The sequence below is a fragment of the Haloarcula litorea genome (assembly GCF_029338195.1).
In the GTDB taxonomy this organism is placed as follows: domain Archaea; phylum Halobacteriota; class Halobacteria; order Halobacteriales; family Haloarculaceae; genus Haloarcula; species Haloarcula litorea.
This window is the reverse complement of the sequence record NZ_CP119779.1, coordinates 2,289,901-2,304,832: the sequence shown is the minus strand read 5'-3', so window position 1 is coordinate 2,304,832 and position 14,932 is coordinate 2,289,901. Positions and strand designations below refer to the sequence as shown.

Annotated in this window: 14 protein-coding genes; 8 read left to right on the top strand and 6 right to left on the bottom strand. The window is 71.1% G+C overall.

Translation table 11 applies throughout. The annotated features are described in order from the left end of the window. Positions 1-58 precede the first annotated feature (58 nt). On the top strand, positions 59-244 hold the full coding sequence (locus tag P0592_RS12390; protein ID WP_276271205.1) for a DUF7333 family protein: 186 nt from the start codon (positions 59-61) through the stop codon (positions 242-244). Positions 245-292: 48 nt separating this feature from the next. Here P0592_RS12390 and P0592_RS12385 read toward each other — a convergent pair whose 3' ends face one another. After that, positions 293-1,039 (bottom strand): hypothetical protein, encoded by a 747-nt coding sequence (locus P0592_RS12385; protein ID WP_276271204.1) that lies wholly within the window; start codon positions 1,037-1,039, stop codon positions 293-295. Positions 1,040-1,177: 138 nt separating this feature from the next. On the opposite strand from P0592_RS12385, the gene P0592_RS12380 reads away from it, so the two are divergent. Then, positions 1,178-2,590 (top strand): aryl-sulfate sulfotransferase, encoded by a 1,413-nt coding sequence (locus P0592_RS12380; RefSeq protein ID WP_276271203.1) that lies wholly within the window; start codon positions 1,178-1,180, stop codon positions 2,588-2,590. 44 nt (positions 2,591-2,634) lie between these two features. Here the strand turns inward: P0592_RS12380 and P0592_RS12375 are convergent, their stop codons facing one another. Beyond that, on the bottom strand, positions 2,635-3,891 hold the full coding sequence (locus tag P0592_RS12375; RefSeq protein WP_276271202.1) for an FAD-dependent monooxygenase: 1,257 nt from the start codon (positions 3,889-3,891) through the stop codon (positions 2,635-2,637). Between the two features lie 232 nt (positions 3,892-4,123). On the opposite strand from P0592_RS12375, the gene P0592_RS12370 reads away from it, so the two are divergent. Next, entirely contained in the window at positions 4,124-6,610 is a 2,487-nt protein-coding gene (locus P0592_RS12370) for a DNA topoisomerase I (RefSeq protein WP_276271201.1), read from the top strand. Positions 6,611-6,660: 50 nt separating this feature from the next. Here the strand turns inward: P0592_RS12370 and P0592_RS12365 are convergent, their stop codons facing one another. Beyond that, positions 6,661-7,065, bottom strand: a complete 405-nt coding sequence (locus P0592_RS12365) for a Rieske (2Fe-2S) protein (RefSeq protein WP_276271200.1) — start codon at positions 7,063-7,065, stop codon at positions 6,661-6,663. A gap of 162 nt (positions 7,066-7,227) precedes the next feature. Between P0592_RS12365 and P0592_RS12360 the strand changes: the two genes are divergently transcribed. Beyond that, on the top strand, positions 7,228-7,947 hold the full coding sequence (locus P0592_RS12360; RefSeq protein WP_276271199.1) for a phosphoglycerol geranylgeranyltransferase: 720 nt from the start codon (positions 7,228-7,230) through the stop codon (positions 7,945-7,947). Positions 7,948-8,067: 120 nt separating this feature from the next. Next, a complete protein-coding gene (locus P0592_RS12355) occupies positions 8,068-9,174 on the top strand; it encodes a site-2 protease family protein (protein WP_276271198.1) in 1,107 nt (368 codons plus the stop codon). Here the strand turns inward: P0592_RS12355 and P0592_RS12350 are convergent. Then, positions 9,171-9,830: a hypothetical protein gene (locus P0592_RS12350; RefSeq protein WP_276271197.1), complete on the bottom strand. Its 660-nt coding sequence runs from the start codon at positions 9,828-9,830 to the stop codon at positions 9,171-9,173. The two genes, P0592_RS12355 and P0592_RS12350, sit on opposite strands and share 4 nt — an antisense overlap. A 262-nt stretch (positions 9,831-10,092) precedes the next feature. Here P0592_RS12350 and thsA point away from each other — a divergent pair, with 262 nt between their 5' ends. The 3 genes from thsA to P0592_RS12335 all read left to right on the top strand — a co-directional run bounded on the left by thsA (position 10,093) and on the right by P0592_RS12335 (position 13,292). Beyond that, positions 10,093-11,652 carry a thermosome subunit alpha gene (thsA, locus tag P0592_RS12345; RefSeq protein ID WP_276273936.1) on the top strand — a complete coding sequence of 520 codons (1,560 nt, stop codon included), beginning with the start codon at positions 10,093-10,095 and terminating at the stop codon, positions 11,650-11,652. A 104-nt stretch (positions 11,653-11,756) separates the two neighbouring features. Continuing rightward, positions 11,757-12,740, top strand: coding sequence for a calcium/sodium antiporter (locus P0592_RS12340; protein ID WP_276271196.1), 984 nt, complete (start codon positions 11,757-11,759; stop codon positions 12,738-12,740). Between the two features lie 135 nt (positions 12,741-12,875). After that, positions 12,876-13,292 carry a hypothetical protein gene (locus P0592_RS12335; protein WP_276271195.1) on the top strand — a complete coding sequence of 139 codons (417 nt, stop codon included), beginning with the start codon at positions 12,876-12,878 and terminating at the stop codon, positions 13,290-13,292. A 287-nt stretch (positions 13,293-13,579) separates the two neighbouring features. Here P0592_RS12335 and P0592_RS12330 read toward each other — a convergent pair whose 3' ends face one another. Then, positions 13,580-14,335: an SAM hydrolase/SAM-dependent halogenase family protein gene (locus tag P0592_RS12330; protein WP_276271194.1), complete on the bottom strand. Its 756-nt coding sequence runs from the start codon at positions 14,333-14,335 to the stop codon at positions 13,580-13,582. Beyond that, a complete protein-coding gene (locus tag P0592_RS12325) occupies positions 14,332-14,898 on the bottom strand; it encodes a nicotinamide-nucleotide adenylyltransferase (RefSeq protein ID WP_276271193.1) in 567 nt (188 codons plus the stop codon). Before P0592_RS12325 ends, P0592_RS12330 begins: the two co-directional genes overlap by 4 nt. Positions 14,899-14,932 lie beyond the last annotated feature (34 nt).

Genomic DNA, 14,932 nt, shown 5'->3' with positions numbered 1-14,932 from the left:
ACTGTCCGGTAAGTCCGCTTTCTCAACGGTTTTGTCGGTTCGGCCACAACGGCGGAGTATGGAATACGACTTCACGCGCTCGGTGGCCCCCCTCGTCGCGATCGTCGCCGTCGCGGCGGTCGCGCTCACGGCCGTGATGACCCCCTCGACGGTGTTCACGATGGTGCTGCCCTCGATGATCGTCTTCTCGGTCGTCGCGTTCTTCTTCGGGATGAAACACGGCGAGTTCCGCGCCGGTCCGTAGCGGTCCGGGACGGTCGCGGACGGCCGGAAGCCGGAGCGTCGTGTCCGGCTACTCGGTCGGGCGGACGAGGTCGGCCAGCGAGACGAGCAGGCCCAGCACCCAGCCCAGCGGGAACGAGATGGCGAGCCACATCACGACGTAGTTCAGACCCTTGCCCTGGAGCGCGAACGTCTCGGAGAACATCGTCGCGAGTCCCACCGGCGCGAGGACGTTCGCGAGCACCCAGCGCGCGAGCGCGACGCTGCTCGGGAGCACGACGTCGGCCAGCGTCTTCGAGAACAGCGCCGCGACGACCGGCGGGAGGAAGAGCGCGGTCATCGCGAACGGGTAGGCCAGGGCGACCGTCGTCCCGCGGCCGCCCACGGCCCGGGTACCGACGGCCAGCGCCGCCGAGACCGTCGCGACCCCGCCGGCGACGGCGATCGCGACGAACCCGCCGGCCAGCAGGTCGAGTTCGAACCGAGCGAGGGCGGCCAGCGCCCCCCAGACCACCAGCGAGAGCAGGACGACGCCGACGAGCCCGAGCCGGGTCGCCGTCCCGTCGATGCGCCGGGTCTGGAAGCGGAGGAACGCGCCGAGCAACACCAGCGGGTAGACGAGCCCGACGACCGGGACCCCGACCGCCGACCACAGGCGGTACAGCGCCATCCCGAGGTCGGAGTCGGGCGTCCAGGTGCCCAGTACGGTGTCGTCCGCGTTACGCTGTCGCGGATAGACGAGCTCCATCCACGTCTCGTGCATTCGTCTGAGGTCGAGCCGTATTCCGCCGACGACCCCCTCGTTCCCGGCAGCCATACGCGGGAGTTTGCCCCTCCCCGCGTTAAAGCTTTCAGGCCGCCCGCGCCCGTCCCGTCGTCGCGGGCCGCCGGGCGGACGGGGCGACCACGCGGGACCTGTCGAAGCGTTTAATCGTCCCACCCTCGGAGGGTGCCTGTGCGCTTCGGTCGCCCCTCCCGTCGTACGCTCGCCCGCGGTGTCGTCGCGCTGGTGGTCCTCGCGCTGCTGACGCCGGCCGCACTGGGGGCCGTGACCTACGAACCGACCGAGACCGGGGACTCGCTCCAGCGCGGGACCGTCACCAGCGCCGCCAACGGCACGACCGTCATCAGCACGCAGGGGTACACGTTCCGGGGGAACACCAACCCCAAGAAGCCCGCGCGGCTGGTCGCCGTCGGCGAGCGCGGCGACCTCGCGTGGACCTACGAGAGCCGGCGGGGGACCGACGCGTGGTTCTTCGACGTGGACCCGCTGCCCAACGGCAACCTCCTGGTCGTCTCGCCGCGCTCGGGCCGGACGCTGGTCTACGAGCTGGACCCCGAGACGAAGGAACGCGTCTGGGAGCAGCGGCTCCCCTACGAGGACACCCACGACGCCGACAAGCTCAACGACACCCACATCGTCGTCTCGCACATGCGGGCCTACGACGAGGAGGCGGGGGTCGCCAACGACGAGATCGTCGTCTACGACCGGACCGAGGACGAGGTGACCTGGCGGTGGCGCTACCGGAACCACTTCCCGGCCTCGACCGACGGCGGGATGGGGGCGGACTGGACCCACAGCAACGACGTCGACGCCGTCGGCGACGACCAGTTCCTCGTCTCGCCGCGGAACTTCGACCAGGTGCTGCTCATCAACCGAACGACCAAGGAGATCGATATGCGGCTGGGCGAGGACGGCAACCACAGCGTCCTCAACGAGCAGCACAACCCCGACTACCTCGAGGGAGAAAACGGGACGCCGACGCTGCTGGTCGCCGACTCGGGCAACAACCGCGTCGTCGAGTACGCCAAGACGAACGGCACCTGGACGCGGACGTGGTCGGTCGGCTCCGAGTCGCTGAACTGGCCCCGGGACGCCGACCGCCTCCCGAACGGCAACACGCTCATCACGGACTCGCTGAACCACCGCGTCATCGAGGTGACGCCGACCGGCGAGATCGTCTGGGAGTACTACGCGACCTGGGGCCCCTACGACGCCGAGCGGGTCGCCCACGGCGACAGTTCCACCGGCCCGACCATCCGCGAGCAGAACGCCACCGGGAGCTACGAGATCACCGGGAGCGCCGGTCTCCGGGCCGGGAGCGGCCAGCGGACGTCGGTCAGCTCGTTCATCCAGGCCGCCGTCGCCGGCACGCCGCTGTCCAGCGTCGGCGAGGAACTGGGGCGGCTCTGGGGCCACTACGCGCCGTGGCTCCGCCCGGTCTGGATGGACGGCTGGGACCTCCTCTTTGCCGTCCTCGCCGGCCTCGTGGCCGCGGGCTGGCTGCTGACGGAGGTCGGCGTCGCCGGCTACCGCTTCGCCCGCCAGCGCGACACGGTCGGAGGCGAACGGCTCGGCGGGGACTGACAGCGGGCCGACCCGCCGGCTGCGGGCGTCGCTGGCCGTCGGCGTCAGTCGACGAAGTGCCGTCGCGCGACCGAGACGGACCGGTCGCCGAGCGCGAACGACTCGACGGCCCCGGCGACCAGACCGGAACGGGGCGCGAGCAGGCCGACGGCGGCCCCCGCGCCGCTGAGTACCCACGAGGGGACGTAGTGACCGTAGTCGAGCCACGCCGCCAGCCCCCGCGCGGTGCGCCGTTGCAGCGCGATGACCCGCTCGACGGTCGCCCGCCGGCGGTTCTCGAAGGGAGCGAGTGACGACGCCGACAGGACGCCGTCGTCTCCCCCGAGCGCGCCGACGAGGACGTCGTGGGCGACCACGGCGTCCTCGACCGCGAGCGGATTGCCCTGTGCGCCGATCGGGCTGGCGGTGTGTGCGGCGTCGCCCAGCAGGAGCAGGCCGTCGTCGGTCCAGGTGGGTGCGATCCCGGGGGCCACGTCCAGCAGCGTCACGTCCCGGAAGCCGTCGAGGTGGGCGTCGACGGCCGCGGCCAGCGCCGGATCGACCGCCGCCACCCGGTCGCGGAACGCCCCGAAGCCGGCGTCCCTGATCCCCGCCCACTCGCCGTCCCGCAGGAGGGAGCCGGCCTGGAGGTCGCCGCCGCCGAGGCCGAAGTAGAGGACGACGCCGTGGCGGTCGATGCGTCCCTGCGCCTCCGGAGCGACGGCTCCCGCGGGGAGCTTGAACCACGCGAGGTCGATGGGCGAGTCGAACGCCCCGGCGTCGATCCCGGCCCGCTCCCTGACGGTGGAGTAGCGGCCGTCCGCGCCGACGACCACGCGGGCCTCGACGGCGAGCTCGGCGTCCGCCTCGCGGTCAGTCGCCCGGACGCCCCGGACGCGCCCGTCCTCGACCAGCAGGTCCGTGACGGTCGTCGCCGGACGGAACGTGAACGTCTCGTGGGCGTCGGCGTGGTCGACGAGCGCCTCGAGGATCGCGGGCTGTTCCATCAGGAGCGCGTACGGGTACTCCGTCGCCAGGCGGTCGAACGCCAGCACCGGCACCCGGCGACCGCCGAGCGAGAACGCGCCCTCGGTGACGGTCTCGTGGGCGAGAGCGAGGACGTCGTCCAGCAGGTCCATCTCGTCGAACAGCCGGACGACGCCCGGGTTCCAGCCGAAGCCCCGGTACTCCCGCTGGAAGGTCGAAGCCCGCTCCAGCAGCGTCACCGCGACGCCGCTCCGGGCCAGCAGGTACGCGAGGACGGCACCGCCGGGGCCACAGCCGACGACGGCGACGTCGGTGTCGACAGTTCGAGCCACCATACGCCGACTACGGCGGCGACGGAGATATAGGTCGGCCGACGCGACGGCCCGGACGACGACCCGGGGAGAGGGGCACGTGGGGTCACCTCCGCGAGCGCGCCGGCACGCGCGCGAGCGGTCGCCTGCGGCCACGCACAAGCGCCCGCACACCCGCGCTGTCCGTCGATTTCCGGCGAAAGTCTTTAGAACGCCGCCGGGCGTAGCCACCGCTAATGACCACTGGAGGTGGCCGATGGAGCTGATCATCACGGAGAAGGACAACGCCGCCCGCCGCATCGCCGACATCCTCTCGGAGGGGGGTGCGACCGCCGAGCGACGCAACGGCGTCAACGTCTACAAGTGGGGTGGCAAGCGCTGTGTCGGGCTGTCGGGCCACGTCGTGGGCGTGGACTTCCCGCCGGAGTACAACGACTGGCGCGACGTCGAACCGGTCGAGCTCATCGACGCGCCGGTGACGAAGTCCCCGACCCAGGAGAACATCGTCGCGGCGCTGCGGTCGCTGGCCCGCGAGGCCGACGAGGCGGTCATCGCGACGGACTACGACCGCGAGGGGGAACTCATCGGCAAGGAGGCCTACGAACTCATCCGCGAGGAGACCGACGCCCCGGTGTCGCGGGTGCGGTTCTCCTCGATCACCGAGCGGGAGGTCCGCGAGGCCTTCGCCAACCCGGACGACGTGGACTTCGACCTGGCGGCCGCCGGGGAGGCCCGGCAGATCATCGACCTCGTCTGGGGGGCGGCGCTGACCCGCTTCCTCTCGCTGTCGGCCCGCCAGCTGGGCGACGACTTCATCTCTGTCGGGCGGGTCCAGTCGCCGACGCTGAAGCTCATCGTCGACCGCGAGCGCGAGATCGAGGCGTTCGACCCCGAGGACTACTGGGAGATCTTCGCCGACCTGACGAAAGACGCCGCCACCTTCGAGGCCCAGTACTTCTACGAGGACGACGACGGCACCGAGGCCGAGCGCGTCTGGGACGAGGACGCCGCCGACGCCGCCTACGCCGACCTCTCGGGGGCCGGCGCGGCGACGGTCACGAGCGTCCGGCGGCGCACCCGCACCGACAGCCCGCCGACGCCGTTCAACACCACCGCCTTCATCTCCGCCGCCGGCTCGCTGGGCTACTCCGCCCAGCGGGCGATGTCCATCGCCGAGGAGCTGTACACCGCCGGCTACATCACCTACCCCCGCACCGACAACACCGTCTACCCTGAGGACCTGGAAGAGGACGCGCTGCTGGACGCCTACGTCGGGTCGGCGGCCTTCGGCGAGGCCGCGGAGTCGCTGCTCGAACAGGACGAGATCGCCCCCACGGAGGGAGACGAGGAGACCACCGACCACCCGCCGATCCACCCGACCGGCGAGCTCCCGCCCAAGCAGGACCTCTCCGAGGACGAGTGGGAGCTGTACGAACTGGTCGTCCGGCGGTTCTTCGCCACCGTCGCCGAGCCCGCGACCTGGGAACACCTCCGGGTCGTCGCCGCGGCCGGCGGCCGGTCGCTGAAGGCCAACGGCAAGCGCCTCGTCGAGGAGGGGTACCACGCCGTCTACCCCTACTCCAGCGCCGGCGAGACCCACGTCCCCGACGTCGCGGAGGGCGAGGAGCTGGCGATGTCCGACGTGCGGATGGAAGAGAAAGAGACCCAGCCGCCCCGCCGGTACGGCCAGTCGCGGCTCATCCAGAAGATGGAGGACCTGGGCCTGGGGACCAAGAGCACGCGCCACAACTCCATCGAGAAGCTGTACGACCGGGGCTACATCGAGGGGGACCCGCCCCGGCCGACCCGACTGGCGATGGCCGTCGTCGAGGCCGCCGAGGAGTTCGCCGACCACGTCGTCAGCGAGGAGATGACCGCCCAGCTGGAACGGGACATGACCGCCATCGCCGAGGGCGAGGCGACACTGGACGACGTGACCGCGGAGTCCCGCGAGATGCTCGAACGGGTGTTCGAGGAGCTGCGGGAGTCCCGCGAGGAGGTCGGCGAGCACCTCCAGGAGTCGCTGAAGGCCGACAAGACGCTCGGCCCGTGTCCGGAGTGTGGCGACCGGATGCTCGTCCGGCGGTCCCGGCAGGGCTCGTACTTCGTCGGCTGTGACGGTTACCCCGACTGCCGGAACACGCTGCCGCTGCCCTCCACCGGCGAGCCGCTGGTGCTGGAGGAGACCTGCGAGGACCACGACATGCACCACGTGAAGATGCTGGCCGGCCGGGACACCTTCGTCCACGGCTGCCCCCGCTGTGAGGCCGAGAAGGCCGACGAGAGCGAGGACGAGGTCATCGGGCCGTGTCCGGACTGCGGTGAGGAACACGGTGGCGAACTCGCCATCAAACACCTCCGTTCGGGCTCGCGGCTGGTCGGCTGTACGCGCTACCCCGACTGCGACTACTCGCTGCCGCTGCCCCGCAACGGCGACATCGAGGTGACCGACGAAGTCTGCGACGAGCACGACCTCCCCGAGCTGGTGATCGACCCCGACAGCGACGACCCGTGGGAGCTGGGCTGTCCCATCTGCAACTTCGAGGAGTACAAGGCCCGCAACGCCGTCGAGGACTTAGAGGACTTAGACGGCGTCGGCAGCGCCACCGCCGAGAAGCTGGACGCCGCCGGCGTCGGGTCGCTGGACGCGCTACGGGCGGCCGACGCCGAGAGCGTCGCCGCCGAGGTCCAGGGCGTGAGCGCGAGTCAGGTCCGGGAGTGGCAGTCCGAACTGGAAGCCTGACCGCCGACGGAGCCGGTCGGCGACCTCCGGCGTGTCGCGGTCGGCGGCGATCACAGTTGCAGGTGCGAGGTCGAACTCGGCCCGTCGTCGCCGTCGTCGATGCCGCCCTCGTGGTCGAACTCGTAGTCGTCGTCGACGAGGTAGACCGTGCCGTGGCGCTCGGCGAGGTCGACGCCCGGCAGCGTCGTGCCGGCGGCCTCGCCGTTGTCGCAGTCCCCGTCACACGAGTCGAAGAAGGAGCCGTGGCGCGGACAGATGATCTGACCGTCCCGCATCGGCACGCCGCGGCCGGTGTCGAACCGCTGGTCCTCGTGGGTACAGCGGTTGATCCAGGCCTCGACGCCGTCCTCGCAGGGGACCACGATCACCTCCTCGGGGTCGCCGTGGGGGTCCGTGACCGTGAACAGGTACGAGCCCTCGTCGTGGACCTCGTCGACGGTCGTGAGCTGGTGCATCGGCGTCGGGTACCAGCGCCCGATAGTTGAGTGTTCGGGCGCGACTCCGCGCCGCCCTGCTTCGTGGCATCGGGCCGTGCCCGAGCGTGCACTTCGTCCGACCACGGCCCCCGCGTGCCCCCTTCCGAAGCCGTTATACCGACAGCGGAGAGTGAGTGCGGTATGAGCGACTGGGCGGACTGGGACCACATCGTCAAGATCGACCCGGACAAGACGCTGGTCGACGGCGAGACGTTCGAGGACGTGGCCGCCACCGGGACCGACGCGATCGAGGTCGGCGGCACCACCGGGATGACCGAGGAGAAGATGAAGCGGGTCGTCGACGCCTGCGGGAAACACGACATCCCGGTCTACATCGAGCCCTCCAACCCCGCCTCCGTCGTCCACAGCGACCGTCACGACGGCTACCTCATCCCCGTGGTGATGAACGCTGGCGACGTGACCTGGATCACCGGGGCCCACAAGGAGTGGATCCGCATCGACGACGAGATCGACTGGTCCCGAACCTTCACCGAGGCCTACATCGTCCTCAACCCCGAGGCTTCCGTCGCCGCCTACACAGAGGCCAGGTGCGACTTAGACGCCGATGAGGTCGCGGCCTACGCCGAGGCCGCCGAACACCTGCTCGGCCAGGAGATCGTCTACGTCGAGTACTCGGGGATGCTCGGGGACACGGCCAAGGTCGGCGCAGCCGCCGACGCGCTGGACGACGCGACGCTGTTCTACGGCGGCGGCATCCACGACTACGACTCGGCCCGGCGGATGGCCGAACACGCCGACACCATCGTCGTCGGCGACCTGGTCCACGACGAGGGCGTCGACGCCGTCCGCGAGACCGTCGAGGGCGCACAGGACGCCCACGCCGCGACGACGCCGGAGTAGCGCGTCGGATCGACAGCGACGCCCAGTCACGCCCGACCCTTCTGTCGCCGCCCGGCCGGAGCGGGGGACCGCGCTCCCGCGCGGGTAGCACTCAAACGGCTGGAGCCCCAAACTCGGGTGATGGCCCAGCAGTCAGTTCCGGCCGACCTGCCCGACCCGGAGCGACTCGCCGACGCCTTCCGGGTGTACGAGGTGGAGACCGACACCGAGGACGGCGTCCGCTACTACGGGGAGCCGGCGGGGGACCGCGAGACGGTCCTCCGGGCCGTGGCACCGGCGTTCCGGCAGCGGGGCTACCGGGTCCGCCTGCAGGAGCAGATGGGCGAGCACGTCCTCGTCGCCACGGAGCGGTCGCTCGGCGTCGACGGCGTCCCGTGGACGAACATCCTCCTGGCGGCGGCGACGCTGCTGTCGACGCTGTTCGCCGGCAGCCGGTGGTACGGCCTGCCGGTCCTGCGGGACCCCGCGAGCCTGCTGGGGGCGTGGCCCTTCGCCGCCGCAGTGCTGGGCATCCTCGCGGTCCACGAGTTCGGTCACTACGCGCTGAGCCGGTACCACGGCGTACAGGCGAGCCTGCCGTACTTCATCCCGCTGCCGTTCAACGCCGTCGGGACGCTCGGGGCGGTCATCCGGATGCGGGACAACATGCCGAGCCGGCGGGCGATGTTCGACATCGGCGTCGCGGGGCCGCTGGCGGGGCTGGTCGCCACCGTCGGCGTCACCGCCGTCGGCGTGACCCTGGAGCCGGTCCGGGTGGCCGGCAGCGTCGGGACGCAGATCGAGCTGGGCTACCCGCTGCTCCTGCGCGGGGTCGCCGCGCTGGTGGGCGAGCAGGTGACCTACGCCGACCCGACGCTGATGGCCAACCCCGTCGTCGTCGGCGCGTGGGTCGGCGCGTTCGTCACCTTCCTGAACCTCCTGCCGGTCGGCCAGCTCGACGGGGCCCACGTCGCGCGGTCGCTGCTGGGCGACTGGATGCGGGTCGTCCAGGTGGCGGTCCCCGTCGCGCTGTTCGGGCTGGCGGGCTACCTGTACGTCTTCGAGGGCGGCCAGGCGGCGGCCCTGTGGGCGTTCTGGGGGCTCCTGACGGTCGCCTTCGGCCGCGTCGGCTCGCCGACGCCGCTGGACGACAGCTCGGTCGGGCGTCGCCGCCAGGCGGTCGCGGCGGTGACGCTCCTGCTGGGGCTGCTCTGTTTCGTCCCCGTGCCGGTCGCGCTCACCGCCTAGATGCCGTAGGGGTCGTGGTCGGGCCGGGAGTCCCCGTCGGGGTCGACGCCGTAGCGGTCGAGGTACTCCGCGAGCGCGGCGTCCGCGCCGGGCGCGTCGGCCCGGAAGAAGAGCGCGACGCCGTAGGGCCGGGAAAAGTGGTCGGCGTCCGGCGGGTCCGGGTCGACGAACAGCGCGTCGCCGGCCGCGCCGCCGACGGTCGGGAGGTCCGCCAGCGTCTCCTCCATCGGCACCAGCCCGGTGAGGACGCTCGGGACGAAGGTGCCGCCGGGGAGCGGGTCCCGCGGCTGGACGCAGGCGACGCCGACCGCCTCGCCGTCGGCCTCGATGGGTGCCGCCGCGGGCTCGCGCAGCCCCGCCTCCCAGCGGTCGGCGGCGACTGCGGGCGGATCGGCGTCGACGGCGAAGTGCATCCGGACGCCGCCGACCCGCTCCAGCGAGCGGATCGACCACGCCTCGTCGGCGTCCTCCGGGTCGCCGGCCAGCGTTGCCTCGACGAGGTCGCCCGTCCGGAGGGCGTCGATCCGGTCCTGCCGGTCGCCGTAGCCGGACTGGTAGACGGTGTAGAGCCGGGTCGCGTCCGTGTCGAAGAAGTTCAGGTGCGGGACGGACTCGACCACCCGATAGACCCGGAACCGACCCGTTCGTTCCTCCATAGGCTCCGGTTACGGGTGCAGCGACAAGACTCCGCGGGTCCACGCGGTCCCGTCCGGTATAACCGGTCGGCCGAGGCCTGGTATCGCGTCACACGCCCCACGGGTCGATCGGCGGCGGCGTGACCCCTCCGGCTGGCGGTTTCGAGCGCTCGCCGGCGGGGTGATCGACCGCGCGCGGCTCGCGCCGTTAGAAAGACTTATATAGAACCGCTTACGATGGTTTAGGTGAGGTTACACAGCTATGTCATCTGGCCAGCGACGCATGGGCGGCCAGCCCCTCTTCATTCTCGACGAGGACGCCCAGCGCACACAGGGTAAGGACGCACAGTCGTCGAACATCTCCGCCGGAAAGGCCGTCAGCGAGTCCGTACGGACGACGCTCGGTCCCCGCGGTATGGACAAGATGCTCGTCTCCGACGACGGGGACGTCGTCATCACCAACGACGGCGCGACCATCCTCTCGGAGATGGACATCGAGCACCCGGCCGCACAGATGATCGTCGAGGTCGCGGAGACCCAGGAGGACGAGGTCGGCGACGGGACGACCACGGCCTCGGTCCTGGCCGGCGAACTGCTCGCCAAGGCCGAGGACCTCCTGGACGACGACGTGCACCCGACGACCATCGTCGAGGGCTACGCCCGGGCCGCGGAGCTCGCCCAGGACTCCATCGACGAGTCCGTCCTGGACGTCGACCTCGACGACGACACGCTCGTCGAGGTCGCCGAGTCCTCGATGACCGGCAAGGGCACCGGCGACGTCGACGCCGAGCGCCTGGCCGACGTCGTCGTCGAGGCGGTCCGGCACGCCAACACCGACGCCGGCGTCGTCCGCGACAACATCGAGGTCCACACCCAGACCGGCGCGGCCACCTCCGCGACCGAACTGGTCGAGGGCGTCATCGTCGACGACACGCCCGCCCACGACAACATGCCTCGGTCGGTCGAGGACGCCAGCGTCGCCGTGCTGGACGCCGAACTCGACGTCCGCGAGAGCAACGTCGACGCCGAGTACAACGTCACCAACGTCGACCAGCTCAACGCCGCGCTGGACGCCGAGGAGCAGGAGCTGCGCGGCTACGCCGAGGCCGTCGTCGAGTCCGGTGCCGACGTGGTCTTCGTCACCGAGGACATCGCGGACCGCGTCGCCTCCCACCTCGCGAAGGAGGGCGTGCTCGCCTTCGAGAGCGTCGACTCCTCGACCGCGAAGGACATCGTCGAGACGACCGGGGCCACCCGCGTCGGCTCCGTCGACGACCTGACCGAGGACGCGCTGGGCTCCGTCGAGAGCCTGCGCGTCGAGAAACACGGCGACGACGAGGTCACGTTCATCCAGGGCGGCGAGGACGCCAAGAGCGTCACCGTCTTCGCCCGCGGCTCGACCGACCACGTCGTCGACGAGATCGAGCGCGCCCTGACGGACGCGCTGGACGTGGTCGTCGCCGCGCTCGACGAGGGCGGCGTCGTCCCCGGTGCCGGCGCGACGGAGATCGCCATCGCGGACCACATCCGCTCGGAGGCGGCCTCCATCGAGGGCCGCAAGCAGCTGGCCGTCGAGGCCTTCGCCGACGCCGTCGACGTGCTGCCCCGCACGCTCGCCGAGAACACCGGCCTCGACGCCATCGACGCGCTGGTCGACCTCCGCTCCGAGCACGAGCGCGAGGGGATCGCCGGCGTCATCAGCGAGGGCCAGACGGGCGTGATCGCCGACCCCGTCGAGTACGGCATCCTCGACCCCGCCGCCGTGAAGCGGGAGGCCATCGACTCCGCGACCGAAGCCGCCACGATGATCGTCCGCATCGACGACGTCATCTCCTCGGAGTAAGCGGTCCCGTTCCCGAACACCCGTTCTTTCGACCCGCCCGGCCAGCGACGGCACCGCCTCGACCCGAAGCTTGATTGACACGCTGACCGCACTCGGAGTGAACGATGGTCACAGAGGGACCGGTCCTCCAGGTCGGGGTCGTCGTCGTGTCGGTGCTGGGGCTGTGGATCGGCGCGCGACTCCTGGTGGACGCCGCCGTCCGCCTGGCCCGGCGGTTCGGGCTCTCCGAGCTCACGATCGGACTGACGATCGTGGCGATGGGGACCTCCACGCCGGAGCTGGCCGTCTCCGTCGACGCCGCCCTCAAGGGCCTGGGCGACATCGCGGTCGCCAACGTCCTCGGGTCGAACGTCTACAACCTCGCGTTCATCCTGGGGGTCGTCTCGCTGGTGCGGGTCGTCCCGATCGCGAAGTCGCTGGTCCACCGCGACGGGGTGGCGCTGCTCGCGAGCACCGTCGTCGGTGGGCTCACCCTGCTAGACGGTCGAGTCACGCGGATCGAGGGGATCGCGCTCGCGGCGCTGTTCGCCGGCTACACGGCGGTGTTGCTCCGGACCAACCGGCCGGCCGCAGCCGGGGAGTCACCGCCGACTCCGGACGGCGGAACGGCCGCGTCGGCACTCGACCGGCTGACGTTTCGGGGGCGCAACGTCGTCTTCCTCCTCGTCGGACTCGCCGTCGTGCTCGTGAGCGGGGACGCGATGGTCGTCGCGGCCTCGGCGCTCGCTCGTGGGGCCGGCGTCTCGGAGTGGGTCATCGGGGGGACCATCGTCGCGGCGGGGACCTCGACACCGGAGTTCGCCGTCTCGCTCGTGGCGATCCGGCAGGGGAGTCTCGGGGTCTCGGTCGGCAACGTCGTCGGGTCGAACGTCTTCAACGTCACGGGGATCCTGGGTGTGGCGGCGGTCGTGCGCCCGCTCGCGGTCGGCGGCGCGGCCCTGGAGACGCTGGCGTGGCTGCTTGCCGTCTCTGTCCTGATGGTCGCCGCGCTGTGGACCGGGCGCGTCCTCTCGCGCGCCGAGGGGGCGCTGTTCGCCGGCTCCGAGGTCGTCCGGTGGGTGCTCGGACTGCTCGGCCTCCTGGGCTGATACTGGTGGCTGTAACAAACCGAAGTAATTCGCCGCTCCGGGGTGGCGAATCTCTGTACGTACTTACAGCCACCAGCGCTCGCCCGGCAGATGTCGGACGGGGTTTTTAGCCGGTCCGTTGAGAACCCCCGCTCGATGGACCCGCGGAGGCGGTTGGCTGCGAACGTCGCGTCGGAGTCGGAGGCCTACGGCTACACTCTGGCAGTCTGGGGGAGCGGAGCGCTGTTGATCGACGCCTTCGGCATCCCCGGCGTGCGACAGGCGATGGGGTTCGTCGGCGGGGCGTTGCTGGGGTTCGGTACGCTCGCCGTCCTCGCCGTCGGCGGGATCTCGGAGCAGGTCAGTCCCTCCGACAGCCCGTCGACGCTCGTCGTCTCGACGGTCCACATCGTCGCCACCGGTGGGACCCTGCTGGGCGTGGACCGGCTCATCGAGGTCGTGCCCGGCGAGCGAGTGCTGGTCGGGTTCGTCGCCGTCGGCGTCTTCGTCACGGTCACCTACAACCTCCTGTTGCTGGTCGAGGAACTGGCCGTCGAACTGGTAACGGAATGAGTGGCCCCGTGCGGGGCCGAGGAAGGGACAGACACGAGTCGGGACTCGTGGTGCGGCGGCGGGGCCGGTCCGGTCGGACCGGCCGGTGACGCCCACGGTCGCCGCCGCCGCGGAAGTGGTCGAGCGATGCTGGGACTCGCCGTTGGCCTGTGTGTCACCTCCGTTGTCGTGTGCGCCGTCGGTCGCCCGGCGTCTATGTGTTTAGGCAGCCCTAAAACACAAAAACGTGTCGGTTTTAGGACTGCCTAAATCATTCCGGCGGCCGCCACGCCGCCCACGTCGTCACCTCAGCGCGTCAGTTCGACGCCGTCGCCGGCCGTCACGCCGAACGCCTCGTCGCCCCGGCCGCGGTTGACCGCGAGTTCGACGTTGCCGTGGCTGCCGACGGTGACGAGCCGCTCGTCCGCGTCGACGGCGGCGTAGGCCCGGCGGACCGGTACCCTCTCGCCGTCGACCGCGACGGTGTCGCCGAACGCCCCGTCGAGGAACGACCCCGGGACGTTGGTGACGGCGTTGCCGAAGTCGTCGACGACCAGGACCTCGCCCCGGGCGACGTCGCCGGTCACCTCCGGGTCGGGGAACCGCAGGTCGACCGGGTCGTCGGTCCGCTCGGTCCCGGCCATCCCCGCGACGGCGTCGACGCCGGCCTCGTGGACGGCCGCGGCCGCGGGCGCGAACACGTCGCGCCCGTGGAAGGTGGTACTCGCCGGCTCCTCGTAGTCCCAGACGAACGCCTCGACCTCGTCGGCCAGTTCGCGTGCGGCCGGGAGCGCGACACCGTTGTCCGGTGCCACGATCGCGTGGTCGCCGGCCCGGACGACCAGTGCGTCCCGGTCGGTGCCGACGCCGGGGTCGACGACGACGCAGTGGACCGCCGGCGGGAAGTACGGCAGCGTCTGGGTGAGCCAGAAGGCCGCCGCCCGCACGTCCTGACGGGGGAAGTCGTGGGCCACGTCCTCGACGCGGGCGTCGGTCCGCTGGAGGATCACGCCCCGCATCGCCGCGGGGTACGGCGACCCGAAGTCGGAACTGAGCGTGATCATGGCTCCTCGCCGTCGGTCGCGTCGCCGATCTCCTCGCCCTCGGCGGCGTACCGCTCCATCGCGTCGCTCTCGGCGACGTGTTGGAGCCGCTGGACGCCGTGGATCTCCTCGATGGTCTCGACGACCGGGTCAGGCACCCGGTCCCGCCAGGACGCGTCCCGGATCATCCGCTCGCGGATCTCGCTGCCCTCCAGCCGGTCGCGGTCGAACATCGGGGACTGTCGGACCTCGATGCCGGCCTCCTCGAACAGGCGGACGACGAGCGGGTTGTTCGAGTAGGCGACGTCGAAGGCCGGACACATGCTCTCGACGTGGCTCACCCAGACGGCGTTGCGGTTGATGTCCTCCAGCGGGACGACGTAGGTGGTCAGGTCGAACTCGGAGACGGCCTTCGTGATCATCATGATACGCTCGCCGGCCGTGAACGGGTCGTGTGTCGTGTGAGAGTCGTCTGCGCTGCCGATGCCCAACACCAGTTCGTCCACCTCGTCCGCGATGCGCTCGACCATCGCGTGGTGGCCGTCGTGGTAGGGCTGGAAGCGGCCGATGTAGAACCCGCGCATACAGGGTGTGCGATTGGCCGTTTGATAAACCCGA